Here is a 26,405-nt window from a genome sequence, read left to right on the forward strand (position 1 = left end):
CTACAGCTCACCAACCCCCGGATTCCCACCAATTAGTCCGTTCTCAGCGGCTTGCAGCTCCTCGAACCCCGGTTTTCCAGCAATTAGTCCGTTCTCAGCGTCTTGTAGCTCACCAATCCTCGGTATCCCACCAATTAGTCCGCTGTCAGCGGCTTGCAACTCACCAATGCTCGGTTTTCCACCAATTAGTCCGCTGTCAGTAGCTTGTAGCTCACGAATAGCCGTTTTCCTGCCATTTAGTCCGCTCTCAGCGGATTGCAACTCCTCGATCCCCGGTTTTTCACCAACTAGACTGTTCACTGCAGTTTGCAGGCACCTGAATACGCAGGTTTGAGTAGCAGTCAGTGCTCTGTAACCCGCTGCTGCTGGAATCTGCCGATCTTAGTAGCCCTCAGTGCGTTATTAGCGTGAAGATGCCGAAAAGCGAGGTTCTTAGTAGCCCTCAGTGCGTTATTTGGGTGCTGATGCTTAAAAGCGTGGTTCTTAGTAGCCCTCAGTGCGTTATTAGCGTGCGGATGCCTAAAAGCGAGGTTCATAGTAGCCGTCAGTGCGTTATTTCGGTGATGGTGCCTAAAAGCGAGGTTCATAGTAGCCGTCAGTGCGTTATTTGCGTGCAACTGCCTAAAAGCGAGGTTCATAGTAGCCGTCAGTGCGTTATTTGGGTGCTGATGCTTAAAAGCGCGGTTCTTAGTAGCCGTCAGTGCGTATTTGCGTCCAGATGCCTAAAAGTACGGTTCTTAGTAGTCTTCAGTGCTCTATTTCAACTCAGGAGTAAGTGTTGGTGTTGGATGGAACACAGACTTGCACGTCATCGGCTCGTGGAGCAGTAAGCATACAATTTATAACTAATGCCCCAACCAGCGCGGCTCCGGGAGCATTAACCATCAAATCTATAGCTATTGGTCCATCCAACGCGGCTCTGGGAGCATTAACCATACAATCTATAGTTAATGCCTCAATAAACACGCCCCGGGGCCAGCACCAACTACAGCCAACGAGGCGCTAACCCAAAGGGCAGCGACATCTGCATATGCTTGCGCAATAATGGTGCCTCTCAATGGCATTCAAGCGCCCACTCCAGACAGCCTTATCTGTTGTAACAACCCCCGTATTGACTCTCTTACAGGTGGAGGGTAAAATAAGGAACAATGGCATGGATAGGGAAGAGTACGTAGTTCACCCATCAGAGAGCGGAGCCGCTGCTAAGACAGCGCTGAGAGGCTGCGCGGGAAACAAAGAATTGCTACAAGTCGCCCTGGAGTTTCCTGTTTGAGAATTATCCATTTCGGGATAATTGATTAGATCAGGACGGTAGCAACCGTTATTTTGCAACGAGTGCCGTTACGGTGAATATTACCCGAACGGAACGAAGGTGGTACCACGGAAGTTTACCTTTCGTCCTTTGCGACGGGAGGTTTTTGTGTTTTTTTAAGCCGCTTTACAAGGGAAGTCCCTGTGTAAAAGTGGACGAATGATGTCTGATGGAGGCTATGTCACTTATGTCCGAATCCCAAGAACGGCTAAATGTAGAAATGCCGACGACTTACGATCCAACAAGCGCAGAGCAAAAATGGTATGAAACCTGGCTCCGTAACGGTTATTTCCAGGCGGGAAAACGTCCGGATGCTCCTAAATACACCATTGTAATCCCGCCACCGAATGTTACTGGAATGCTTCATATTGGTCACGCGCTTGATTTTACTTTGCAGGATATCCTTATCCGTTTTAAACGGATGCAAGGGTTTGATGCGCTATGGCTCCCGGGTACCGATCATGCCGGAATTGCCACCCAGACTAAGGTGGAGCAGCAGCTCCGCGAAGAAGGGCTTAGCCGCTACGACCTTGGCCGCGAGGCTTTCTTAGAGAAGGTATGGGAGTGGAAGGAACATTACGCGGGGACAATTCGCGAGCAATGGTCCAAGATGGGACTCAGCCTAGACTATTCCCGTGAGCGGTTTACGTTAGACGAAGGGCTGTCAAAGGCTGTTCGTGAAGTATTCGTTCGTCTGTATAACAAGGGAATGATTTACCGCGGCAAGAGAATTATTAACTGGGACCCGGCTGCACGTACGGCGCTGTCGGATATTGAGGTTGAATATAAAGAAGTAAATGGACACCTCTACCACCTTCGTTATCCTCTAGCTGACGGTAGCGGTCATCTGACTGTGGCTACAACTAGACCTGAGACGATGCTGGGCGACTCTGCTGTAGCTGTTCATCCCGAAGATGAGCGTTATAAGCATTTAATTGGCAAGATGCTTCTTCTCCCTATCCTCAACAGGGAAATCCCGATTATCGCTGACGAGTATGTTGACAAGGATTTCGGTAGCGGTGCGGTTAAGATTACGCCAGCTCATGATCCTAACGACTTTGAGGTTGGGTCTAGACATGACCTTCCGCAAATTACTGTTATGGATGAAGGCGGCAAAATGAACGAGAATGCCGGTCCTTACCAAGGACTTGATCGTACAGAATGCCGTAAAGCCATCGTAAAGGAACTGCAGGAGCAAGGAGTTTGCGTTCTAATCGAGGATCACGTCCACCAAGTGGGTCATAGCGAGCGATCTGGCGCGGTTGTTGAGCCGTATTTGTCTACGCAATGGTTCGTTAATATGAAGCCATTAGCGGAGAAGGCAATTGAATCCCAGAAATCGGGTCAGGGCGTAAACTTTGTTCCCGATCGTTTCGAGAAAATATATTTGCACTGGATTGAAAATGTTCGTGATTGGTGTATTTCCCGTCAGCTATGGTGGGGGCATCGTATTCCAGCATGGCATCATGAAACGACTGGAGAAATCTATGTTGGCACACAAGCTCCTGAAGGAGCCGATCAGCCTGATTCTCCTTGGAAGCAAGACAATGATGTGCTCGATACTTGGTTCAGCTCGGCGCTTTGGCCTTTCTCCACATTGGGGTGGCCTGAAGACAGCGAGGACCTGAAAAATTATTACCCAACAGGCGTGCTTGTAACGGGTTACGACATCATTTATTTCTGGGTTGCCCGGATGATCTTCACTGCGCTAGAGTTTACGGAGCAAATTCCGTTTAAGGATGTTCTTATCCACGGTCTTGTAAGAGATGCGGAAGGCCGCAAAATGTCCAAATCACTCGGTAATGGCGTCGATCCACTGAACATTATTGCTCAGTATGGTGCAGATGCTATGCGGTTCATGATTTCGACGAGTAGCACGCCAGGGCAGGATTTACGTTTCCGCCTAGAGAAGGTAGAGCAAGCCCGTAACTTTGCAAACAAAATATGGAATGCCTCCCGTTTTGCATTAATGAATTTGGAAGGCTTTACCTATGAGGATATTGATATCAGCGGACAGTTATCAACGGCAGACCGTTGGATCCTGCATCGCTTTAATGAAACTGCACGTGACATTACCCGTTTGATGGAGAGCTACGAGTTCGGGGAAACCGGTCGTTTGCTGTACAACTTTATCTGGGATGATCTGTGCGATTGGTATATCGAGTTTTCGAAGCTTACGCTGTACGGCGACAACCCAGCTGCGAAACGGAGCACGCAATCCGTGCTTGCTTACGTGCTGGACCGCACTCTGCGTCTGATCCATCCTTTCATGCCGTATTTGTCCGAGGAGATTTGGCAGCATCTGCCGCACGAGCCGGGTGAGACGATCATGCTGGCTTCATGGCCAGAATATCGGGCTGATTTCGAAGCCGTTAACTCGGTGAAGGAAATGGAGCTCCTAATGGAAGCTATTCGTGCTGTGCGAAATGTTCGCGCAGAGGTTAACGTATCGCCAGGGAAAAAAATCGAGCTGCTGTTGAAACCGACAGGAGAAGCGGAGGAAGGCATTTTCCGGCGTAATGAAATTTATGTACAGCGGTTCTGCAACACTTCGTCCTACACGCTTGACATTGGCCTGACTGCACCAGACAAAGCAATGACCGCGATCATAACGGGAGCTGAGCTTTATTTTCCGCTTGCGGGATTAATTGATATCGGTCAGGAAATCGCACGTCTTACGAAAGAAGTCGACAATCTAAATGCCGAAGTAGACCGTGTGGAGAAGAAGCTCTCCAACGAAGGCTATTTGGCTAAAGCACCAGCTAACGTAGTTGAGCAGGAAAGAATCAAGGGACAGGATTACCGGGATAAACGGGATAAGGTTATGGCAAGAATTGCTGAGCTTCAGGGATAAGGAGGAAGAAAACAACATGAGCGAGGATAATTTCTCCCCTGCTGCAACGACGTCATTTCACACGGCTGAGGAAGCGATGACCTGGATTACGGGTCTCACTTCCTTCGGCATCCGTCCTGGTATGGATCGAATTGCTCTTTTACTTGAAAAATTTAATCACCCGGAGCGGAGATTAAAATTTATTCATGTAGCCGGAACGAATGGGAAAGGCTCGGTTTGTGCGTATTTAACAAGTGTGCTTAGACAATGCGGATATGATGTAGGAACGTTTACTTCTCCTTATTTGACCTCGTATTCCAATCGTCTCCAATATAATGGGCATGATATTGAGGATGACGTTCTGATTAGGCTTGCTAATCAATTGAAGCCTGCAACCGATGAGCTTGCTCAAAGCGAGTGGGGATCCCCGACGATGTTCGAGGTGACGACAGCTTTAGCTTTACTCTATTACGGAACGGTCGCTTATCCTGACTTTGTCGTATGGGAGACTGGACTCGGCGGCCGCTTGGACGTTACGAATATTGTGACGCCTATCATAAGCGTCATTACCAATGTTGGTCACGATCATATGGATGTGCTTGGTCCGACACTCTCGCATATCGCCAAGGAAAAAGCGGGGATCATTAAAGCGGGTGTTCCCGTTGTTACCGCAGTCAGTCAGGCTGAAGTGATGGAAATCGTTAAGGAAACAGCTGTGGCCAAGAAAGCATCATTGTATCAGCTTGGCGGTAACTTCTCATATGAATTGTTATCTGCCGAAGAAAATGAGCAAAAGTTTTCTTTTCAAGGACCGTTTCGTGCTTTACAATCGTTAACTGTGACGTTAAACGGAGCACATCAGGTTTCCAACGCGGCTGTTGCGGTTATGACACTTGAAGTACTTAGGCAGTATTACGCTTTAATTGTTGAGGATGAGGATCTGGCTGTCGGTTTACGTAATACGACTTGGCCAGGTCGACTAGAGATGGTATCCAATCATCCTCGAATTTTACTCGACGGAGCTCACAATCCTGAAGGGATGGAAGCTCTGAAAAATGCGCTTAACGACATTTACAAGTTCGATAAGCTAAATGTGATGATGGCGATGATGCCGAATAAGAATCATGAACATTCCCTACGGCATATACTACCAATGGTGGATACGCTTGTAATCACGGAACCTGATTTTCATAAGAAAATGAACGCCGCTGACTTGGCCGCCGTCGCTTCGAGGCTGCGTAAGGAGATCGGGCAGCCGCGGAACGTTATCGTGGAGCCGGATTGGCGACGTGCGTTAGAGCTTCTGCAAGAAGCTTCTGCATCCTCTCAAGACGAGAACACGTTAAACGTCATTACTGGCACTCTTTATTTGATTGCCGACGTCCGTTCGTGGCTGCTCCATGGAACGAAATCTGAAAAAGGCTGGTGAAGCTTTGTTGCGGACCGCTGAGCATGTACATTTTATCGGTATCGGAGGATATGGGATGAGCGCCATCGCCCGGGTAATGCTGGAGATGGGCTATCAAGTATCCGGTTCCGATGTGGTACGTCAGGAGTTAATTGAAAAACTGGCTGCCAAAGGAGCACAAATTTATATTGGTCATGAACCCGAGAACGTTCGGGGAGCTGATCTTGTTGTTTATTCAACGGCCCTATCCAGGGATAACGTTGAACGTCAGGAAGCTGAGCAATTAAACATCCCGATTCTTCATCGGGCGCAGATGTTAGCTCGTTTGCTCAATGCTCGCAAAGGAATCGCGGTTGCTGGAGCGCATGGTAAAACAACCACCTCCTCCATGATTGCTCTTGTAATGGAGAACTGTGGGCAGGACCCAACCTATATTATTGGCGGAGAAATTGTTAATGTAGGCACGAACGCCAAAGCGGGTAAAGGGGAGTACGTCGTAGCCGAAGCTGATGAAAGCGATGGCTCATTCCTGCAATATGAATCGGCTATTGGAGTCGTTACAAATATTGAAGCCGATCATCTAGAAAATTATGATGGGGATTTCAATAAGCTCAAAGAGGCTTATGTTTCTTTTCTGCAAAATATTCGACCGGATGGATGCGCGGTAGTGTGTGCGGACGATGAGAATATTCAGGAGCTGCTTCCGAAGGTAAACGGCGCACGAGTTATTACTTATGGTTTAGATGCTAAGGATGCAGATTATACAGCTACCGAGCTTGTTCTTGGTGATCGTTGTGCAACCTTCACCGTCAGTCATAAAGACGATGTCCTCGGCTCGGTTACCCTTTCTGTGCCAGGACGACATAATGTGTATAACGCCCTTGCAACGGTAATCGTGTGTCTTGAGGCGGGTGTGCCATTCGGAGCTATCGCGGAAGCCATTCGTGAGTTTCAAGGCGCTAAGCGGCGCTTTCAGGTACTTGGCGAAGTGAAGGACATGCTGGTCATCGACGATTATGCCCATCATCCAACAGAAATACAGGCAACGATTCAAGCTGCCAAAGCAACAGGCAAAAGAATTATCGCAGTATTTCAGCCACAGCGCTATACGAGAACTTTTTTCCTATTGGATGCTTTCAGTCGTGCATTTGCGGATGCAGATGAAGTCATCATCACGGATATCTATTCTCCTGCTGGTGAGCAAAGGATCGAAGGGATTAACTCGCGTAAGCTTGTAGAGCTGATTTCGCAGAACAGCAATGCCAACGTGACCTATATCCCGACCAAGGAAGAGGTTCATGATCTACTTGTGGAGCGTATAGCCCCAGGTGATCTTGTGTTAACGATGGGGGCTGGCGATATTTGGAAAATTGCTGTTGAGCTCTCCCGCAACTTACGTGAGCGTGAGTAACTGGCACAGTAGATAATAGAAGTACTTTAGAAACCAGTCTGCGGGGTGATTCCTGTGGATGGTTTCTTTGTTCTACTATCAGAAAGTATAAATTTCTATGTCTTAATACTCATCTGATAGCTCGATACAAACGTGTATAGCCGTCCTATGGACGGCAAAGCCGTTTTACTTGGTCAATGTAAACATAATTCTCTCTTTACTCTCATATTCTAATTACTAGAATGAGGGACAAGGGGAGACTTAGCATGCAACCAAAAGCAAGAATGACCATTCGTTTCGAGCCTCAAGCTAAGCCGGGACTAGCGTCAGCACCTATCGTACAAACTCTTGTTTCTAAAAATGAGCTTTTAATTGAGAAGATAGAGTCAGTTAGTGGAGGTAGTCAAGGTAATGAAGGTGGCTTTACTTCTTGGAACAGCCCTTATCAGGATGATATCCATGCATTAGAAGAAATTATTCGAACAACAGAAACCGTAAGGGGCAAAGTCCCTTTGTCTAAGTCTGCACTGGCACTGGAGCCTACTTTAATGGATATCCCTCATGATGAGCTATCGGAACCGAAATGGACCAAGAGATTACCTCAATTTGAGAATGAAAATGAAAATGAAAATGACGATGAGGATAAGAATGAAGCTAAGCTGGGAGTAGGCTGGTACAATCAAACGGCAACGATACATGAGGAGAGAGGGCCATCCTGGGGAAGGGTATTCCTTTCTGTAGCTGGTGCGATAGCAACGGGAGCTTTATTCGGATATATGGTTCTGAGCTTATTTACTGGAGAGTCCCTATTCCCGGGGAAAACGAATAGAGGCACACAGCTACCTGTACAAGCAGCACCGGGAAAATCATTTAATTCTTCTTTACCTACTGCGGATAAATCTGTTGAAGCTAAGAGCGTAGACGGTAAAATATCTTCCAACGAGTCCTCCGGCAAGTCCGTGGACGAGGGAACTCTTACTCAAGTAGCAACTGACGCTTACTATATGCTTCAATTTGGAGTATTTAAGAATGAAGAGAGCATGCAGGCAGCGGTTAAACAATTAAAAGATCGTGGGCTGGCTCCTGCTACAGAGACGAGAGAAGGTTATCGAGTCTATGTTGGAGCGGCTAGATCACGAAATGAAGCAGATCTGTTGGCTGCGCAGATGCCCGACTTAGAGGTTTACATTAAGCCGTTAGAGGAGACGACCTTAGCCATTTCTTCTCAAACGCTTTCCGAGGAAGCGGCCGATTTTCTTAATGCCAGCGCCAATTTAACCCGAAAGCTGACTGAGTATGCGGGCACCGGTTTATTGGATAAGCTTCCTCAGAAAATGAACGATGCTGATATTACTGCACTAGAAGAAGCCCATCAGCAGTGGCTAAAGACGATTCCCGCTGCCAGCAAGCTTAATGATACAATAGCAGAGCAGGGGCAAGTTATTGTTCAGGAGTTGAATTCTGCTATTCTCTCTATGAACGATTTTAATCGAAAGCCCTCGCGATTCCACTTGTGGCATACTCAAGCAGATGTGATGAAAGCTATACTGGCAGACCGTCAAATACATTTGATTTTACAGACCACGGCTCGTTAATAATGAGAAGAAAATAAGTTTCGGGACTTTTGAACTGAGGCAGCCTGCTTCCTAGGGGCTGTCTTTGTTTTATACATTGTGTGACTTGTTCGGGGGACGTATAATGAATAGACGGGTGTCAAAAAATGGTGGGGGACGGGGAATTATGAAGAAAAACGGATGGATATTACTATTGTTCATTTTCTTGGGATTGCTGGCTGGTGCTTTAGTGGCTATCTGGCTAAAGGATGTCCCTGGACTCACCTTTTTAACACGTGCGATCGAGCTGAATTGGTCGCCTGCCGGAGATTTATCGGTTATTAAGTATAGCTTAGATATAAATGTTAAAATTAGCTTGCTTAGTGTAATCGGTGCGATTGTTGCGATATGGTTATACCGTAAAATGTAATGCTGAAAGGGAGTTCCACAACGATGTCGGTTAAACAATCTAGCGCTCCAATGCTTGTTCTCGCTTCCTCCTCTCCTCGTAGAAAAGAGCTTATCTCGTTATTAGGACTTCCCGTTCAGATTTCGCCTAGTCATGTGTCCGAGGACACTCCGGATGATTGGTCTCCCTTGCAAATCGTAGAGGGTCTTTCTCTACGAAAAGCGCTTGCCGTCAAGGAAGAGCTTGCCCACTCCTTCGATCCTTCTTCCATTATCGTAGGTAGCGATACTATTGTTGTGTTGAATGGTAAAGTGATGGGAAAGCCTAGAGACGATGAGGATGCTGAACATATGCTTCAGCAGCTTGCGGGCCAAATCCATGAGGTCTATACAGGAGTATCTTGTATTCGGATTTCTGACGAGAAGACGGTTACTTCTCACCGTATAACAAAGGTAAAGATGAGAAATTTATCACCTGAGCAAATTTCTCGCTATGTCGCAACTGGTGAGCCCCTTGATAAGGCTGGAGCCTATGGCATTCAAGAAATTGGCTCCTTGCTTGTTGAATCCATTGATGGATGTTATTTCAACGTTGTCGGATTGCCGGTTTCTCTTCTCGCCGTTCAATTGGAGCAGTTCAATATTACAATTCCTTGACTGAATAAGCCACTCCCGCGGCCGACGCGGCTTTCGAAGGTAGGAAAATTCTTTGGAGCAACGATCCTTTCGATTACGTGAGATTCCCTCTCAGGAACGACCGCGGGAACGTATGCAGCAATTCGGAGCAGAGGCACTTAGTCATGCAGAATTACTAGCTATTCTAATACGGACGGGGACACCGAAAGAATCGGCCATACACCTTGCCCAGCGCATTCTTAACGAAAGCGGAGGCTTGCGGAGATTAGCAGAGAGTAAATGGGAAGAGCTGACACAAATACACGGAATCGGACCTGCGAAGGCGCTGCAGCTTCAAGCTTCTATTGAGCTTGGGCGAAGAGTGGCACGGTCTAAATTGCCGGAAACAGTCAAAATTACAAGTCCGCAGGATGCCGCTGATCTCCTTATGGACGAGCTTAGGCATTACCGGGAAGAGCACTTTGTCTGTTTGTTTCTTAATACTAAAAATCAAGTTATCGGTCGCCAGACGTTATCCATTGGCAGCTTAAACGCATCTATTGTTCACCCCAGAGAGGTTTTTCGTGCGGCTATAAGAAGAAGCAGTGCTTCCATTCTGTGCGCTCATAATCATCCAAGCGGTGATCCAACACCGAGCGCTGAAGATATTCAGCTTACAAAGCGGTTAGCCGAAGCCGGACAATTGATCGGGATCGAGCTTCTAGATCATTTGGTAATAGGTGACAATCGCTTTATAAGTTTGAAGGAGATGGGCTGCTTGTAATATAATGATAAGGATTGTCCCGACGACTGGTGCTCCGATAAGGTGTCAACAAAGCAGTCGCGGTCAAAGCAGGAGGTAGCAGAATGGTAGGAGGATTTACACGGGATCTTGGTATCGATCTTGGAACTGCAAATACGCTGGTGTACATTAAGGGCAAAGGAATCGTTGTCAGGGAACCTTCAGTGGTAGCCCTGCGTACCGATACGAAAAAAATTGTGGCGGTTGGCTCAGATGCCAAAAAAATGATTGGCCGTACGCCAGGCAATATAGTAGCTATTCGTCCTATGAAGGATGGGGTAATTGCTGACTTTGAAACAACGGCTACTATGATTAAGTATTTTATTCGTAGTGCTCAGAAGCCTCGCTCTATGTTCCCTCGTCACCCTAATGTTATGGTTTGTGTCCCATCGGGTATTACAGCGGTTGAGAAACGCGCGGTTGAGGATGCAACAAAGCAAGCAGGTGCTCGTGAGGCATATATTATCGAAGAGCCGTTTGCAGCTGCAATTGGGGCTGATTTACCTGTATGGGAGCCGACCGGAAGCATGGTCGTGGATATCGGCGGCGGTACAACTGAAGTTGCCGTAATCTCGCTTGGAGGAATCGTAACAAGCAAATCGATCCGTATTGCAGGAGACGAGATGGATGATGCGATCATTGCTTACATCAAGCGTTTCTACAATTTGATGATCGGTGAGAGAACCTCTGAGCAGCTGAAGATGGAAATAGGCTCTGCAATGCCGCTTGATAAAGTAGAATCCATTGAAATTCGTGGACGGGACTTGGTCTCCGGCTTGCCTAAGACATTGGCTATTACTTCGGATGAAATTACTGAAGCCTTGTCTGATACAGTCAATTCCATTATTGATGCAGTTAAAGTAACTTTAGAGAAGTGTCCGCCTGAGCTTTCAGCGGATATTATGGATCGTGGTATCGTGTTAACAGGTGGAGGAGCTTTGCTTCGCAATCTAGATAAGATGCTTACCCGTGAAACGGGTATGCCTGTGCTAGTTGCTGACAATCCACTTGATTGTGTGGCTATCGGAACAGGAAGAGCACTTGAAAATATTCATCTCTTCAAAACCAAAGGCGGGAATTCCCGATCCGGCCGCTAATGCAATAACGATTCAGAAAGGCTAGGTATCATCTTTCCTTTCTGAATCGTCTCCAAGTACAATGGTATGTCACCGCCCTTAGCGTAACAATCAATTGCGATGCTTATACTTTTGCAAGCTTGTTATGATAGGGTCGGTGAATATTGTACGTTGGGGTACTGATTTATAGGACGGGAAAGCAGGTGAGCGGGATCTTTCGATTAATGCGTAACAAACGGTTGTTCATCCTCATGATAGGGCTTATTGTATTTATTGCTCTAATGGGATTTACCTTAGGTCGGAATCGCTTAACCTGGCCAGAGAAATTTCTCAATGATGCTTTTGGGACTGTGCAAGGAGTTTTGTACCGGCCGGTCGGAGCGGTTGCGGAATTTTTTCGTGACCTCGACCGGCTTTCCGCCGTGTATAAGGAAAACGAACAGTTTCGTCAAACCGTAGCACAATATACACAGGATCAAATTAAATTTAATTTGCTTGAAGCCGATAATAAGCGGCTCCAAGAGGAGCTAAACTTCACAGAGCGGCAGAAAAACATGGACAATTATCGCTATTTAATTGCTCAGGTTGTAGGGAGCACATCCAATCCCTACGAGAGAACCATAACCATCAACCTAGGCTCCCGCGATGGGGTCAAGCCTGAGATGGCAATAAGAACGGTGGACGGATTAGTAGGCTTGGTTAGTAAGGTTAAGAACTTTACATCCACTGTAACTCTCATTACGGACTTGAATCCGAGCTACTCCAAAGGAACCCCCGTATCCGCTACATTTCTGGGCATACCTGAATCATTTGGAATTATCGAATACGATGATGAAACCGGAACACTTCAAATGACCAAAATTGATGAAAAAGACAAGCCGATAGCTGGAGATAAGGTAATAACCTCGGGGCTAGGAAGCTTATTTCCAAAAGGAATTATTGTTGGGACAGTCAAAAGCAGTCAGGTTGGAGACTCTGGATTAACTTATACGGCCATCATTGAACCGGCAGCAAAGTTTAATCACCTTAGAGAGGTTTTCGTTGTCGTTGTTCCTGAGGTGGAAGAGCCGTGAATATGCGAATGAATTGGGTTGTCTTAGGCGCAATTATATTATTAATTGTTGAGAATTCAGTCATGCCCTGGATTGTTCCTCCCGGCTGGAGTGAACGCCTGCTTCCTCACTTGTGCTTTATAATGACCTTGTTCGTTGCTGGATTTGGTGGACGTCATCCTGCATTTCTTTGCGGTCTTGGATTTGGATTGCTGCAGGACTTGTTGTCCTACGGACATTTGATAGGTCCATATGGCTTTGGTATGGGACTTATCGGTTATTTGGCTGGACTTGCTTCCGAGAGGAAGGGCATGACCATAGGCTTCTTCATTTGGATTGTCCTAGTAGGCGGCGTATTGTTAGATACGGTAGTCTACTCCATATATAAGCTGTTCGGGCTAACAGATTTGCAGTATGCATACGTATTCTATTGGCAGGTGGCTCCAACAGCTTTGCTTCAGCTATTGATTGCACTCCTTATGTATGTTCCCGTCCGCAAATTCCTGGTCAAACCGTCGCTTTCTTCGGGGGAAGAAAGTCCCGAATAAATCCGATTTGACCTGACAGGCAGGAATTCGGCTTCATCAAGCAGAATTTCAATTACCGTAGGGAGGAGCGGACAAAGTGACCGGCAAATCATACATTACAATTAAGGGCAGTAAAGAAGGTCTCATTTTTCTATTGGATGACCAATGTGAATTTATAACTCTGTTAGATGAGTTGAATGCAAAGCTGGACAAGCATGTTCAGCAATTCACTGGACCCATCGTGCATATTTTCATTAAGCTAGGCGCTAGACAGTTGGAAGAGGAAGATAAGGAACGTATTCGTGCTATTTTACGAAGACAAGGCAATTTGTTAATCCAGTCCATCGATAGTGATACTCCTGAAGTTGATCCAACTCTTATAAAGGTGCCTAGTTTACATACGATGTCTGGAATTATAAGATCTGGACAAACGGTGGAATTCGATGGACACCTGCTGCTGCTAGGAGATGTTAATCCTGGCGGTACGATAAGCTGCACCGGGGACGTCTATGTGCTGGGAGCACTTAGAGGAACCGTTCATGCAGGTAGGGATGGAGATCAAGGGGCTATTATTGCGGCTTCACTGATGAAGCCCACCCAGCTGAGAATAGCAGAAATCATTAGCCGACCACCGGATGAATGGGCATCCGCAGAGCCGTGGATGGAATATGCATTCTTACGTGAAGGTACGATGGCCATCGATAAAATGACGAGTCTAAGTCGTCAACGCAAGGAAGTCATGCAGTTCAAAGGAGTGTAAAATCATGGGAGAAGCGATCGTTGTCACCTCAGGCAAAGGAGGAGTTGGTAAAACAACTACTTCAGCTAATTTGGGCACAGCTCTAGCAATCATGGGGAAAAAGGTATGCATGGTGGATACCGATATCGGTTTGCGTAATCTTGATGTCGTCATGGGACTCGAGAATAGAATTATTTATGATCTCATTGATGTAGCCGAAGGCCGCTGCAGGGTTAACCAAGCACTGATCAAAGATAAACGGTTTGACGAGCTGTACATGCTCCCAGCAGCTCAGACAAAGGATAAGAATGATATTACACCGGATCAGGTTCGCCAAATTATCGAGAGCTTAAAGCCGGATTTTGATTATATTATTATTGATTGTCCAGCCGGTATCGAGCAGGGCTTCCGGAATGCTATTGCGGGTGCTTCTCAAGCTATCGTTGTTACTACGCCGGAGAATGCTGCTGTTCGCGATGCGGATCGGGTAATCGGGTTACTGGAGAAAAGCAATTTTCCATCACCAAAGCTTATTATCAATCGAATTCGCCCGAACATGGTGAAAAACGGCGACATGTTGGAAATAGACGACATTTGCCAAGTGCTCGCCATTGATTTGATTGGGATTGTTCCAGATGATGAGCTTGTCATTAGAGCGGCTAATTTGGGAGAACCAACGGTTATGAATGTTAATTCGCGTGCGGCTATTGCTTACCGCAATATTGCACGACGTATACTGGGTGAGACGGTTCCTTTATCACAATTAGATGAGAAGTCGGGAATGTTTCGTAGAGTTAAGAAGCTATTAGGAATGGGATGATCGGAGCTTGTTGAACCGATTGAAGAAAATAGACTGGATGATGGTATTAATTCTCATGTTATTCATGGGAATGAGTGCCCTCCTTGTGCGTAGTGCGACACACAGTAATCCAATGTATCCGAATTTTGATATAAAGACTCTCATTTTCTATGGGATAGGGTTCGGTGTCATCATTATCGCAACATTAGTTGATTACCGTCTGATTTTAAAGATTTGGTATGTATGGTACGCCATCGGATTAATCCTGCTTGTGTTAGTCTTTTTCCTTGCAGGAGAAACGAATGGTGCTAGAAGCTGGTTTAATTTGGGCCTCTTTTCCTTTCAGCCAGCGGAGATGATGAAGCTATTTCTGATCATAGCGATAGCAGGGGTGCTGGGGAGACGGCAGGGTGATCCGTTACGGTTGCGCAGCGATGTAATGGTCGTAGCGGTAGTTGTATTCGTTCCCTTCTTGTTAGTTATGATTCAGCCAGACTTGGGTAATGCGATTATTTATATTTTTATCGTATTAGGCATGTTATGGATCGGGAATGTTCGCTATACGTATGTCATGATTGGCTTAACCGTCGTAGTCGGGGGGTTATTGTTATTCGTGACGTTATTCAATACGTATAATACCGAAATTCGTGATTATTTGAAGGAGCATAAAAAAGTCCACTGGTATGATCGTATTAATACGTACATTCATCCTGAGCTAGCATCTGCTGATGATCGTCGTCAATCCGAATATGCCAAAATTGCTATTGGATCGGGTGGGTTAGCTGGAGACGGCTACATGCAAGGGGAATCTAAAAACCGCAAATTCATCCCATATACTTACTCTGACTCCATCTTTGTAGTTATCGGCGAGGAGTTTGGCTTCCAAGGTGCGGCGGTGCTTCTGCTGCTGTATTTCCTCTTCATCTACAGGATGATTCTGATTGCGTATCAGTGTTATGACTTGCGAGGCTCATTTATCATCATTGGGATTGCGTCTATGATGGTGTTCCAGATTTTTGAGAACATTGGAATGATGATCGGGTTAATGCCGATAACGGGTATTACTTTGCCATTCATTAGCTATGGCGGTACTTCTCTCTTGCTTAACATGATGTCGATTGGACTAGTGTTTAGCATTCGGGCGCATCAGGAGAAGTATCAGTTGGAAAGTTAAGAGAATAAAAGGCTGGAGAACAGGTTTGGTTGCCTGTTCTTTTTTTGTATTCTAATCGCCGCTTGTCCGCCATAAGGTAATAACAGAGTGCGGACAAGGGGGGCTTGTGTTGCAAATACGGGATAATGTTCGTGAGCGCAGGCGGGAGCGGATTGAGCAGCTCATTGGGAAGCATGCGATGGAGGAAGCCAAGAGATCAGAAATAATGAGCTCAGAAATCATAAGCGAGGAAGTTTCTCAAACAAGCCTAGACGATGTTGAAACGGAGCTCCCTCGTTATGATTCGAGTCCAGTGCAGCTGTTCCCGGATAGACCACGCCAGGACTTACAGCATAAGCTGGATACATTCAGCTCGGATCCTGATCCAGAGCTGTGGTGGAAGGAACGGGAGAAGAGCATGAAGGCTGGACAAGTACCTGGATGGCAGGGACTGAAAGGGATACCTTCATCTTCACGTCGGACGGATAATCCAAGCTTGGATACTGGGTTTAATTTTACTAAGCTACTGCGCGGCTTTTCTCTTCGTCTTGTGTTCTCCATCGTTGTATTCGCTGCAGTGTGGGGCTGGTTTAAGCTTGATTTGCCCGGTAGCTTGCAAGCGCGAAGCTGGATGGTAGGCTCGATCTCGCGAGATATGGATTTTCAAGCTATTGAAGCTTGGTATGGTGATACTTTCGGTGGCTCTCCTTCCTTCTTTCCCTTTTCTCGTAATGAGGTGCAGACGAAGGAAGTATCAGCTGTATTAAATCCAAATGAAACAGCAGCTCCTGTTCATGGAAGACTCATGCAGAGCTATGCCCAAAATGGGACAGGCGTCAAAATTGCAGCAGCTGGTGGAAGCGAAGTTGTCGCTATATATACAGGAAGGGTTCAACAGGTCACAACAGAAGATCAGGATGGAGGAGTGACCATATTAATCCAGCACGAGAATCACATCCTTAGTGTATATGGAAATCTCAAGCATTCCGTCGTTAAGCCAAATGATTGGGTTAAAACAGGGCAGCAACTAGGACAGCTCAATACAGCTTCAAAAGCTGGTGGAAAAGAAGTATTATACTTTGCGGTCCAGCAAAACGGGAAAGCATTAGATCCGGCGGATGTGGTTACTTTTGATTAAATGGCGCAGCATTCAATTTCGGTTTCATCCGTTATTCGTGCTTGTGATGATTGCCTCTATCGCAACAGGTCGATTCGCGGAATTGGTCACCTTGTTCGCTATTGTTCTATGGCATGAGCTGGGCCATCTAGCAGCTGCACTGCGCTTCGGTTGGACAGTTAAGGAAATAAAGCTGCTCCCCTTCGGAGGCGTGCTCGAGGTAGAGGAAGCGGGAACTCTACCTGCAATGGAGGAAATTTGGGTGGCAATTGCTGGTCCGGCTCAGAATGTCATTCTTGCAGTAATTGGCTATTTATTAGGGCAAGCTGGCTGGATCGATCAGGGATGGGCGGGCGATTTTGTACGTGCCAACGTGCTGATCGGCCTTTTTAATTTATTGCCTGTTCTGCCATTAGACGGTGGAAGGATGCTACAGGCTTGGATTAGTATTCAAGTACCGTATCATCGGACATTAATGTGGAGTGCTAAAATTAGCTTGCTATTCAGTGGATTAATCGTTGTTTTTTCGTTGTATCCTCTCTGGTATGGGGGATTAATTCATTTAAATCTTTTGGCTGTGGGTCTCTTTTTGTGTGCAACGAACTGGACTTATTTACGCAATGTCCCATTTGTATTTTTGCGGTTTCTAGTCCATCGGAGTGAAAGGTCAGAGAAGCAATTTGATCGTGGTGTGCTTTCTCGTCCAATCGTTATCGCGGAAAACCGGCCATTGTCTCATATTATGAAGCTTTTCATGAAAGAGCAGTATCACTTGGTTTACGTAATGAAACGAGGTAAGATCGCAAAGGTTGTTCCGGAGAAGACAATTATAGATGGAATTTTAGGTCGATTGACCACAGGGAATGCAGATATGAAGTTTTTCATGTAAAATGGAGAAAATAGCATCTAGCGGGAGGTTTGCATGAAGCAGCTGTTTATCCATTGTTCGCAAAATGTAACTCAATCCGCACTTATGGAAAATGGAAGGCTGACAGAGTTCAGCGTGGAGCGGATGGAAGGAACATCGCTGATTGGGAACCTTTACAAAGGTCGTGTTGTCAATGTGCTACCTGGTATGCAGGCAGCTTTCGTCGATATAGGTCTACCTAAAAATGCATTTTTATATGTAGACGATGCTCTTCATCCCCATCTGGATAAGCAACCGAAGGTGAAGCCAGCGATTTCTGACCTGCTCAAGCCAGGTGATGAGCTACTTGTTCAGTTGATGAAGGAGCCGCTTGGAGGTAAGGGCGCAAGGGTGACTACACATTTTTCTATACCAGGAAGATGGTTAGTTTACATGCCTAGCGCGGATTATATCGGGATATCTAAAAAGATAGAATCAGAATCTGAACGAAGCAGATTAAAGGGCTTGGCAGATGCTATGCGTATTGAAGGTGAAGGCGTAATTATGCGCACAAATGCGGACGGGGAAAGTCGTGAGGCGCTAGAGGGGGATCTTAATGTTCTCCGCACAACGTGGCACAATATCGTTAGCCGCAGCAAGCTAGCCAATTCACCCTCCGAAATTCACAGAGATTCTGGCCTAGTTCAGCGTATGGTTAGAGACGTTATTACACCGGATACCGAGCAATTAATTATAGACGATCAAGCTAGCATGCAGGCCGCGCAAGCCTACTTGAGGCAAACGGCACCCGCATTGGTAGAGAAAATAAGGTTTTATAACGAGTCGAAGCCTTTATTCGATAAATACGGGATTAAAGAGCTGCTGGATAAAGCCTTTCAATCAAGAATTTGGCTGCCCAGTGGTGGTTATCTCATATGGGATCAGACAGAGGCTTTAACGGTTATTGATGTAAATACCGGGAAGTACACCGGCTCCGTAGATCTCGAAGAAACGGTTTTCCAGACGAACAAGGAAGCTGCGGATGAGGTTGCCAGATTACTCCGATTACGTGATGTTGGCGGAATTATCATTATTGATTTTATTGATATGGAGACTGAAGAGCACCGGCATCAGATCGAGCAGCAATTGGAGCTGACTATAAAGCGCGACCGTACGAAATGTCAGGTTGTCGGCTGGACGAGGCTCGGGTTGATGGAAATGACCCGAAAAAAAGCACGTGAAAATGCGATGAACTTTTTTTATGAGACATGCGCTTCCTGTAAAGGTAGAGGAAAAATATATGTTCGTTAAAATAAATAATGTCAATAAAAGTTGAATTTATTTAAACGACATGGTAGAATACCAAAGTGCGTGCAATCTGAAGATTTTGCAGGCTACAACCGCACTCCACCGGGTCGACAAGACCGGCGCTGCCTTGACTGATTTATGTTACGGCAACCGGCACCCTATGAGGCGAGTCTTAGACATGAGGAGGTGCACCAGATGTACGCGATTATTGAAACCGGCGGTAAACAGTACAAAGTTCAAGCAGGCGACGTAATTTTCATCGAGAAGCTTTCTGCTAATGCAGGCGAAAGCATCACTTTTGATCGCGTGTTGGCCGTTTCCAAAGACGGCAGCTTGACGACAGGATCTCCAATCTTGTCCGGCGCGTCCGTAACGGGCAAAGTTGAACAACACGTAAAAGGCGAGAAAATTATCGTTTTCAAGTACAAGCCAAAGAAAAACTACAAGCGCAAACAAGGCCATCGTCAACCGTACACGAAAGTGACGATCGAGAACATTAAGGCTTAAGGCCGATATGATCACGATAACGATCGTGCGTAACGTTGAGAGGGTTATCATACGATTTACCGTTTCGGGTCATGCTTTTCATAACGATCCTGGCAAAGACATTGTCTGTGCTGGAGTATCGGCTGTGACGATCGGAGCAGTTAACGCGATTGAGAAATTAACAGGTCTAGTGCCTCGTTCTTATGCTAAATCCGGTCTGCTCAAGGCGGAAGCCCCGCAAAGCTCTGATCCGAAACGGCACGATCAGGTCCAGCTTTTATTAGAGGGAATGATCGCGGCTCTCGAGTCTATTGTAGAAGAATACAGCCAGTACGTAAAAATACAAGAAACCTTTGTAGAAAAAGGAGGTTGACACCATGTTGAAGTTAGATCTTCAGTTATTCGCCTCGAAAAAAGGGGTTGGATCGACGAGGAACGGACGGGACAGCCACTCTAAGCGTCTAGGCGCTAAAAGAGCGGATGGTCAAGTCGTAACTGCTGGTAGCATCTTGTTCCGCCAACGCGGTACTAAGATTCATCCAGGAACCAACGTAGGTATCGGTAAAGACGATACGCTCTTCGCACTAGTGCAAGGCGTCGTTAAGTTCGAACGTTGGGGACGCGATCGTAAGAAACTAAGCGTATACCCTGTAGCGGAAGCACCAGTTGCAGCTGCTCTGGAAGTATAATACGGCAACCAGAACCCCGGCCAATGAAAGTTGGTCGGGGTTTTTGTGTAAATGAAACGAAATGGGTAATTCATGGTTAAGCTGTTACGCTCATGTTATACTAATGATGTGAACTGAGTTTTCCAGGAATTGAAAGGAACAACGAAACGGGGAAGTCGCATAATGTTGAGAAAAATGACACTGTGGGGACTTGTGGCGTTGTTATCGCTCATTATACCTGCTGCGGCCATATTCATATGGCAACGTTCATGGTGGACGCTCGTGCTATTTGTCCTTTGGACAGCTACAACTTGGATCATTGTCTGGCTTATGGAAAGGCGCAAGCATCAGGAGCATTGTGATCGATTACTTATGCATGCCCAATTGTCGTCCATTCGGACGTTAAGCCACCATCGGCATGATTGGTTGAACGAGCTGCAAATTTTGTATGGATATCTACGACTGAACAAGCTAGATAAAGCAGTGGATGTCGTGGACAGAATAAGAGCTAGAATGGAACAGGATAGTAAGCTATCCCAGATCGGATTACCTGATCTCGCTGCATTCCTGCTGTCGTTTCGTACTGTATGCGATACTATGCGTCTGGATGTGGATGTAGAGGATGGATTGTACTTAAATCGTATGGCTTATGAGTCTGAGAAGCTTTCGAGGACAATTATCGGACTTGTTAATGTCATTCGGTTTCGTGCAGTTAATCCGTTCGGTGGGGAAAATGTGCTAAAGCTCATCTTCTACGATGCAGAAGGCGAGCTTAAGATCAAAATGATTTATGAAGGCGAGCTTGCAGCAGCGGAAAGTGTAGTCGTAGAATTAGATAAGTGTTTGGAAGGCATTGGTCTTGTAGACCAAGGAGACGAGCTAGCAGAGAAATCGCAGCATGCGAGGACAATGGTTATCCATTTCCCTCTGCCGGCATAACGGAGTGAACTCAACATGTTTGTGGATAAAGCGAAGATTTATGTTAAAGGCGGAGACGGCGGAGACGGCCTAGTTTCCTTCCGCAGAGAATTGTACGTGCCTGAGGGCGGACCAGCAGGTGGAGACGGCGGCAATGGCGGCAATGTTGTTTTCCGGGTTGATGAGGGCTTGCGTACATTGATGGATTTCCGGTATCAGAAGCACTTCAAAGCAACTAGAGGCGAGAAGGGCAAGAACAAATCTATGCATGGGGCTAATGCCGATCATATGATTGTTCGTGTTCCACCTGGTACTATCGTTGTAGATGATGATACAGGCGAAACCATTGCAGATTTAACTCGTCATGATCAGCAGATCGTCATTGCTAAAGGCGGTCGCGGCGGCAGAGGTAATATTCGATTCAAGAGTGCAGTAAATACAGCGCCTGCCATTGCGGAGAACGGTGAGGAAGGACAAGCTCGCTGGGTAACGCTAGAACTCAAAGTAATGGCGGATGTCGGATTAGTAGGTTTTCCGAGTGTTGGAAAATCGACGCTACTATCCGTCGTTTCGGCGGCACAGCCGAAGATCGGTGCTTATCATTTCACAACCATTACCCCTAATCTAGGGATGGTGGATTTGGGGGATGAACGCAGCTTCGTCATGGCGGATTTGCCAGGATTAATTGAAGGTGCACACACTGGAGTAGGTCTCGGACATGAGTTCCTAAGACACGTTGAACGTACGCGAATTATCGTGCACGTCGTAGACATGTCTGGGATGGAGGGTCGTGATCCATTCGAGGATTGGGTCAAGATCAACGATGAGCTTAGGTTATACAACATTAAGCTTGCAGATCGTCCGCAGATTGTTGCAGCCAACAAAATGGACATGCCGGAATCGGAAGAAAATCTCGAAGCATTCCGTAAGCAGGTTAGCGAGCTGAATGTCGACATTCAGATTATGCCGATCTCATCCCTGACTAAACAGGGAGTGAAGGAATTGCTGTACCGCGTAGCGGACCTGCTTGATTCGCTACCTGAGCTATCAGAGATCGAAGAAGCAGAGAAGCTGGCCAAAGCTGAGGAAAATGTTGTGTACCGTTTCGAATCTACGAAGGACAACGACTTTACAATTACAAGGGATAATGAAGCCTTTGTCATTGAAAGCGAGGCCATTGAAAGATTAATGAGACGGACTCAATTTAATTCCTACGATGCGGTAGTTCGTTTCGGACGGATATTGCGGGGAGTCGGTATTGACGATGCGCTGCGTAAGCGCGGAGCTAAGGACGGCAGCATTATTCGTATTGGGAAATTCGAGTTCGAGTTCTTCGAGGGCGGCTCGGATGAGTACTTATACGACAAAGAATAATGGATTTCGTGTAATAGGGGTTGGGCAGGATATTACATCTGCTCAATCCTTTTTTGTGCTATAGAGACAGTAAAGCGTTAATTGCCTATTGCCGCTTGTCCGCCTATTTTGATATAATGTCCACTATACACAAACAATCGTCTTTCCTGGGAGGACGTAAAATGGCTGAACGTTATTATGTCGTCCGAGAGGATTTGTTGCCGGAAGGCATACTCAAGACGGAGCAAGCCAAAGAGCTTCTGAGAAGAGGTGAAGCGGCAACGGTTAACGAAGCCGCGGAGCGAGTTGGCTTAAGCCGCAGCGCCTTCTATAAATATAAAGACGGTGTCTACATGCTTGAGCAGGCATCGCGGGAAACGATCGCTACTATATCGATGGATCTTGAGCACCGCTCAGGTGTATTGTCCAAGGTTCTTGGAATGTTAGCGGTCAGCGAAGGAAACGTACTGACGATATCCCAGTCCATTCCGCTTCAAGGGATGGCGAATGTCGTTGTTTCAATCGACACTTCTCTCATCAATGGAGCTTTACCGGAGCTTCTGGATAAACTTCGTTCTTTAGATGGCGTTAAGCGGGTTACCGTAGTAGGCCGCAGTTAAATAAATTCAAATCGTATGGTGGCAGCTGGGAGCGGAGGAATATGATGAAGCCAGTAAAAGTAGGATTACTTGGATTAGGTACTGTAGGTACAGGGGTTGTTAGAATCGTGGAGGGCCATCAGGAGGATCTATCGAACCAGGTGGGCTCGTCTATTTCAATAGCGCAAATTTTAGTAAAGGATCGCACGAAGAGCCGTAATATTCCCGTGGATGCCTCTAAGCTAACTGAAGATCCGTGGGACATCGTGCGAAATCCGGAAATTGACGTCATTGTTGAAGTTATGGGTGGAATAACTCAAACTAAAGAATATATTCTGGAAGCGCTGGAGCGGGGCAAGCATATCGTAACAGCAAACAAAGATTTGATGGCTTTGCATGGCCCTGAGATTCTGGCAAAAGCTCGTGAAAAGGGCTGTGACGTTCTGTACGAAGCTAGTGTTGCAGGCGGTATTCCCATCATTCGTACGTTAATTGAAGGCTTTTCTTCCGACCGTATTACGAAAATTATGGGTATTGTTAATGGAACGACAAACTATATTTTGACTAAAATGACTCAAGAAGGCGCTGCATACTCCGATGTGCTGAAGGAAGCTCAGGAGCTCGGCTACGCGGAGTCCGATCCGACATCCGATGTTGAAGGTCTAGATGCTGCTCGCAAAATGACGATTTTGTCGACGCTTGGTTTTAGAGCAAATGTATCTTTGGACAATGTGAGCACGAAGGGGATAAGCAACGTTACTCAAGAAGACATTCAATATGCCAAACGTCTTGGGTATGAGGTGAAGCTGCTTGGTATTGCCGAACGCCAAGACGATTTCATAAGTGTTAGCGTCCAACCTACAATGATTAAGCAGACTCACCCTATTGCATCGGTCAATGGCGTATTCAATGCAGTGTACGTGCATGGAGAAGCAGTTGGGGAAACGATGTTCTACGGGCCAGGGGCAGGAGAAATGCCAACGGCAACCTCTGTTGTAGCTGATATTGTTGCGGTAGTTAAAAATATGAAGCTTGGTGTTAATGGGCGTCAGGCACAGCTTTCTTATAATGTGGTGAAGCTTAAGACGGATGAGCAAATTGCTTCGAAATTTTTCTTGTTACTTCATGTAGAAGATCGGGCAGGCGTTCTAGCTCAAATCGCACAAGTATTTTCAGACTGCGATGTCAGCATTGAATCCGTTATGCAGCCTACCACTCCTCATAAATCGAGTACAGAAATTATTATTATTACGCATGAAGCAAGCAAAGCAGCTATGAATAACGTGCTGAAGGCTTTTGAAGGCTTAGCTGCAGTACGTAAAATTAAAAGTGTATATCGGGTTGAAGGCTAATCTTATTTGATTATTTCGTGACTATAGCATTAAAGGAGCTTTGTTATGCGTAATGCAAATATTAAATCCGGACGTGTCGTCGTTAAGGTTCCTTCAAGTACAGCCAATTTAGGCCCGGGGTTTGATTCACTTGGAATGGCATTATCCTTATTTGCTTGGGTTAGTATGGCGCCTGCTGAGAAAACCCGAATTACTTTGGTAGGAGACAATCTACAAGGCGTGGCAGAGGATAAAACGAATTTAGTGTATGAAGTCGCTCAAGCTGTCTTTAACAAGGCTGGAATAGAGCTTCCTGAGCTGGACATCGGCATTCGGAGTGATATTCCCTTAACAAGGGGACTGGGAAGCAGTGCCTCTGCTATCGTTGGAGCACTTGTCGCTGCGAATACCTTGATTGGTCAAGCTCTTACCGATGATGAGCTATTCCAAATGGCTACTGCACTAGAAAAGCATCCAGATAATGTGGGAGCCTCTCTCTTCGGAGGAATTGTAGTGGCGGCTTGGGATGGATTAAGAGCCGAGTATATCCGGATCGAACCGCCTGCATTGTTGGATGTACTAGTAGCAATCCCTGAATTTGAGCTTTCGACGAAAAAAGCGCGAAATGTTCTGCCGGAGCAAATTTCGATGAAGGATGCTGTATTTAACGTTACTCATAGCTCGCTGTTGACAGCGGCTTTGGCAACAGGTCGGCTAGACTTGCTTGGCCACGCGATGAGGGATCGGTTGCATCAGCCTTATCGTGCGTCGCTTATCCCGGGAATGGAGAAGATTTTGCACGAAGCAACAGAAAACGGGGCTCTTGGAGCTGTACTTTCCGGTGCGGGACCTACACTGCTGCTTCTTGCTGACTCTGAGAATTCCGATAAAAGGATAATAGAGGCATTTGTTAAGAAGGTTATGGACAATGAAGGAATTACGATAACAACCCGCTGGTTAGAGCCTTGTCTACACGGACCAATAGTTAGGCTTGTAGACGAGAATGATGCTGACTACAAGCTGGAGCCGGGTCAATTATTAAGATCAGCAGAAGCAGAGGTGGGCGCATGAGCCAACGCAAATCCGTCGCATTATTGCCCCAAGGAACGGTATCTGACGAAGCAGTACGGTACATGTTCCGCAATGAAGATGTAGATTTTGTATATTGTAAAATGATTGCAGATGTATTCCAATCGACTGCCCGCGGCCTTACGGATTGGAGTGTCATTCCGATTGAGAATACGATTGACGGCTCAGTGAGCTTACACATAGATTGGCTCGTCCATGAAGTGGATTTGCCGATTCGTGCAGAATGGGTATTTCCGTCTATTCAAAATTTGATTGGATCTGCAAGCGAATTGTCGGCAGACGATGGACAGTGGGATCCGAGTAAAATTACGAAGATCATGAGCCACCCGGTTGCGATGGCACAATGTCTTCAGTTTATACGTGCTAGGATTCCACATGCCGAGCTAGAAACCCTTAGCAGCACGACTGAGGCTGTAAGGACGGTCAAGAATAATCCTGGTCAAGGCTGGGCTGCGCTGGGGACCCAATCGGCGGCAGCTTTTCTCGAGCTAGATGTGCTTGAAACAGGTGTAACGGACCATGACAATAATTTCACTCGTTTCTTGCTGGTAGGGAATACTCCGTACGAGCTGCAGGGTGCTCCACTTCAGAAGACAAGCATCTTGATTACGCTGCCAGAGGATTATCCGGGTGCGCTTCATCAAGTGTTATCTGCATTCTCTTGGCGCCGAATTAATTTATCTAAGATCGAGTCGAGGCCCACGAAGAAGAAGCTAGGCAACTATTACTTCTATATCGACATCGAATTATCGATGGATACTGTACTGCTGCCTGCTGCTATTGCCGAAATTGAAGCCATTGGCTGTCAGGTTAGACTGCTGGGATCATACCCTAGCTTTCCTTTCCTCGGGAAATAACGTTAGGCTAAGACAAGCTTATATCTAATTATCAAAATCCGACATGGCTCTATGGCTGTCGGATTTTTATTATAAAGGATGTCAAATGCCCATCTCCTGCATAGGATGTAAAGATTGCGCGAGGGCTTCCGCCCGCTCGTGAACTAAGTCAATTCATCAGGAGGG

The 26,405-nt window shown here is 46.3% G+C and carries 27 protein-coding genes; 26 read left to right on the plus strand and 1 reads right to left on the minus strand.

Going from position 1 to position 26,405, the window contains the following annotated elements; all coding sequences use genetic code 11:
- Complete coding sequence (locus KCTCHS21_RS09485) at window positions 1–300, minus strand: hypothetical protein (protein WP_130607115.1); 300 nt, start codon at window positions 298–300, stop codon at window positions 1–3.
- Between the two features lie 757 nt (window positions 301–1,057).
- On the opposite strand from KCTCHS21_RS09485, the gene KCTCHS21_RS09490 reads away from it, so the two are divergent.
- From KCTCHS21_RS09490 to pheA, 26 genes are all read left to right on the plus strand, one after another.
- The gene (locus KCTCHS21_RS09490; protein ID WP_130607117.1) at window positions 1,058–1,273 is read left to right on the plus strand and encodes a hypothetical protein; all 216 of its coding nucleotides are present in this window, start codon (window positions 1,058–1,060) and stop codon (window positions 1,271–1,273) included.
- A 226-nt stretch (window positions 1,274–1,499) separates the two neighbouring features.
- The gene (locus KCTCHS21_RS09495; protein WP_130607118.1) at window positions 1,500–4,166 is read left to right on the plus strand and encodes a valine--tRNA ligase; all 2,667 of its coding nucleotides are present in this window, start codon (window positions 1,500–1,502) and stop codon (window positions 4,164–4,166) included.
- A 16-nt stretch (window positions 4,167–4,182) separates the two neighbouring features.
- Window positions 4,183–5,574: a bifunctional folylpolyglutamate synthase/dihydrofolate synthase gene (locus KCTCHS21_RS09500; RefSeq protein ID WP_130607120.1), complete on the plus strand. Its 1,392-nt coding sequence runs from the start codon at window positions 4,183–4,185 to the stop codon at window positions 5,572–5,574.
- A gap of 7 nt (window positions 5,575–5,581) precedes the next feature.
- Window positions 5,582–6,964 carry a UDP-N-acetylmuramate--L-alanine ligase gene (gene murC / locus KCTCHS21_RS09505; protein WP_130616427.1) on the plus strand — a complete coding sequence of 461 codons (1,383 nt, stop codon included), beginning with the start codon at window positions 5,582–5,584 and terminating at the stop codon, window positions 6,962–6,964.
- A 245-nt stretch (window positions 6,965–7,209) separates the two neighbouring features.
- Window positions 7,210–8,538, plus strand: a complete 1,329-nt coding sequence (locus KCTCHS21_RS09510) for an SPOR domain-containing protein (protein WP_157993999.1) — start codon at window positions 7,210–7,212, stop codon at window positions 8,536–8,538.
- 103 nt (window positions 8,539–8,641) lie between these two features.
- Window positions 8,642–8,926, plus strand: coding sequence for a DUF4321 domain-containing protein (locus KCTCHS21_RS09515; RefSeq protein ID WP_232058140.1), 285 nt, complete (start codon window positions 8,642–8,644; stop codon window positions 8,924–8,926).
- Between the two features lie 23 nt (window positions 8,927–8,949).
- Window positions 8,950–9,561, plus strand: coding sequence for a Maf family protein (locus KCTCHS21_RS09520; protein WP_130607124.1), 612 nt, complete (start codon window positions 8,950–8,952; stop codon window positions 9,559–9,561).
- Window positions 9,562–9,613: 52 nt separating this feature from the next.
- On the plus strand, window positions 9,614–10,303 hold the full coding sequence (radC, locus tag KCTCHS21_RS09525) for a RadC family protein (protein ID WP_269472749.1): 690 nt from the start codon (window positions 9,614–9,616) through the stop codon (window positions 10,301–10,303).
- 83 nt (window positions 10,304–10,386) lie between these two features.
- Complete coding sequence (locus KCTCHS21_RS09530) at window positions 10,387–11,418, plus strand: rod shape-determining protein (RefSeq protein WP_130607126.1); 1,032 nt, start codon at window positions 10,387–10,389, stop codon at window positions 11,416–11,418.
- Between the two features lie 203 nt (window positions 11,419–11,621).
- Window positions 11,622–12,470, plus strand: a complete 849-nt coding sequence (mreC, locus tag KCTCHS21_RS09535; protein ID WP_130607128.1) for a rod shape-determining protein MreC — start codon at window positions 11,622–11,624, stop codon at window positions 12,468–12,470.
- A 2-nt stretch (window positions 12,471–12,472) separates the two neighbouring features.
- A complete protein-coding gene (mreD, locus tag KCTCHS21_RS09540) occupies window positions 12,473–12,997 on the plus strand; it encodes a rod shape-determining protein MreD (RefSeq protein ID WP_232058229.1) in 525 nt (174 codons plus the stop codon).
- Between the two features lie 76 nt (window positions 12,998–13,073).
- The gene (locus tag KCTCHS21_RS09545) at window positions 13,074–13,736 is read left to right on the plus strand and encodes a septum site-determining protein MinC (protein ID WP_130607132.1); all 663 of its coding nucleotides are present in this window, start codon (window positions 13,074–13,076) and stop codon (window positions 13,734–13,736) included.
- A 4-nt stretch (window positions 13,737–13,740) separates the two neighbouring features.
- Complete coding sequence (minD, locus tag KCTCHS21_RS09550) at window positions 13,741–14,535, plus strand: septum site-determining protein MinD (RefSeq protein WP_130607134.1); 795 nt, start codon at window positions 13,741–13,743, stop codon at window positions 14,533–14,535.
- 7 nt (window positions 14,536–14,542) lie between these two features.
- Window positions 14,543–15,688 (plus strand): FtsW/RodA/SpoVE family cell cycle protein, encoded by a 1,146-nt coding sequence (locus KCTCHS21_RS09555; protein ID WP_130607136.1) that lies wholly within the window; start codon window positions 14,543–14,545, stop codon window positions 15,686–15,688.
- Window positions 15,689–15,797: 109 nt separating this feature from the next.
- Entirely contained in the window at window positions 15,798–16,805 is a 1,008-nt protein-coding gene (locus KCTCHS21_RS09560) for a M23 family metallopeptidase (protein ID WP_130607138.1), read from the plus strand.
- Entirely contained in the window at window positions 16,798–17,673 is an 876-nt protein-coding gene (locus tag KCTCHS21_RS09565) for a M50 family metallopeptidase (protein WP_130607140.1), read from the plus strand. The genes KCTCHS21_RS09560 and KCTCHS21_RS09565 overlap by 8 nt, the downstream gene beginning before the upstream one ends.
- Before the next feature lie 33 nt (window positions 17,674–17,706).
- Complete coding sequence (locus KCTCHS21_RS09570; RefSeq protein ID WP_130607142.1) at window positions 17,707–18,942, plus strand: Rne/Rng family ribonuclease; 1,236 nt, start codon at window positions 17,707–17,709, stop codon at window positions 18,940–18,942.
- Between the two features lie 192 nt (window positions 18,943–19,134).
- The gene (gene rplU / locus KCTCHS21_RS09575; protein WP_130607144.1) at window positions 19,135–19,446 is read left to right on the plus strand and encodes a 50S ribosomal protein L21; all 312 of its coding nucleotides are present in this window, start codon (window positions 19,135–19,137) and stop codon (window positions 19,444–19,446) included.
- Between the two features lie 7 nt (window positions 19,447–19,453).
- A complete protein-coding gene (locus KCTCHS21_RS09580; protein WP_130607146.1) occupies window positions 19,454–19,798 on the plus strand; it encodes a ribosomal-processing cysteine protease Prp in 345 nt (114 codons plus the stop codon).
- 4 nt (window positions 19,799–19,802) lie between these two features.
- Window positions 19,803–20,114, plus strand: coding sequence for a 50S ribosomal protein L27 (rpmA, locus tag KCTCHS21_RS09585; protein WP_130607148.1), 312 nt, complete (start codon window positions 19,803–19,805; stop codon window positions 20,112–20,114).
- Window positions 20,115–20,276: 162 nt separating this feature from the next.
- Window positions 20,277–21,032: a Spo0B domain-containing protein gene (locus tag KCTCHS21_RS09590; protein ID WP_130607150.1), complete on the plus strand. Its 756-nt coding sequence runs from the start codon at window positions 20,277–20,279 to the stop codon at window positions 21,030–21,032.
- 15 nt (window positions 21,033–21,047) lie between these two features.
- Entirely contained in the window at window positions 21,048–22,385 is a 1,338-nt protein-coding gene (obgE, locus tag KCTCHS21_RS09595; protein ID WP_130607152.1) for a GTPase ObgE, read from the plus strand.
- Between the two features lie 161 nt (window positions 22,386–22,546).
- Window positions 22,547–22,984, plus strand: a complete 438-nt coding sequence (locus tag KCTCHS21_RS09600) for an ACT domain-containing protein (RefSeq protein ID WP_130607154.1) — start codon at window positions 22,547–22,549, stop codon at window positions 22,982–22,984.
- Between the two features lie 44 nt (window positions 22,985–23,028).
- Window positions 23,029–24,315, plus strand: a complete 1,287-nt coding sequence (locus tag KCTCHS21_RS09605) for a homoserine dehydrogenase (protein ID WP_130616430.1) — start codon at window positions 23,029–23,031, stop codon at window positions 24,313–24,315.
- Between the two features lie 45 nt (window positions 24,316–24,360).
- Window positions 24,361–25,365, plus strand: a complete 1,005-nt coding sequence (gene thrB, locus KCTCHS21_RS09610; RefSeq protein WP_130607156.1) for a homoserine kinase — start codon at window positions 24,361–24,363, stop codon at window positions 25,363–25,365.
- On the plus strand, window positions 25,362–26,240 hold the full coding sequence (gene pheA / locus KCTCHS21_RS09615; RefSeq protein ID WP_130607157.1) for a prephenate dehydratase: 879 nt from the start codon (window positions 25,362–25,364) through the stop codon (window positions 26,238–26,240). Before thrB ends, pheA begins: the two co-directional genes overlap by 4 nt.
- The last annotated feature ends 165 nt before the right edge of the window (window positions 26,241–26,405 follow it).

The sequence above is a fragment of the Cohnella abietis genome (assembly GCF_004295585.1).
In the GTDB taxonomy this organism is placed as follows: domain Bacteria; phylum Bacillota; class Bacilli; order Paenibacillales; family Paenibacillaceae; genus Cohnella; species Cohnella abietis.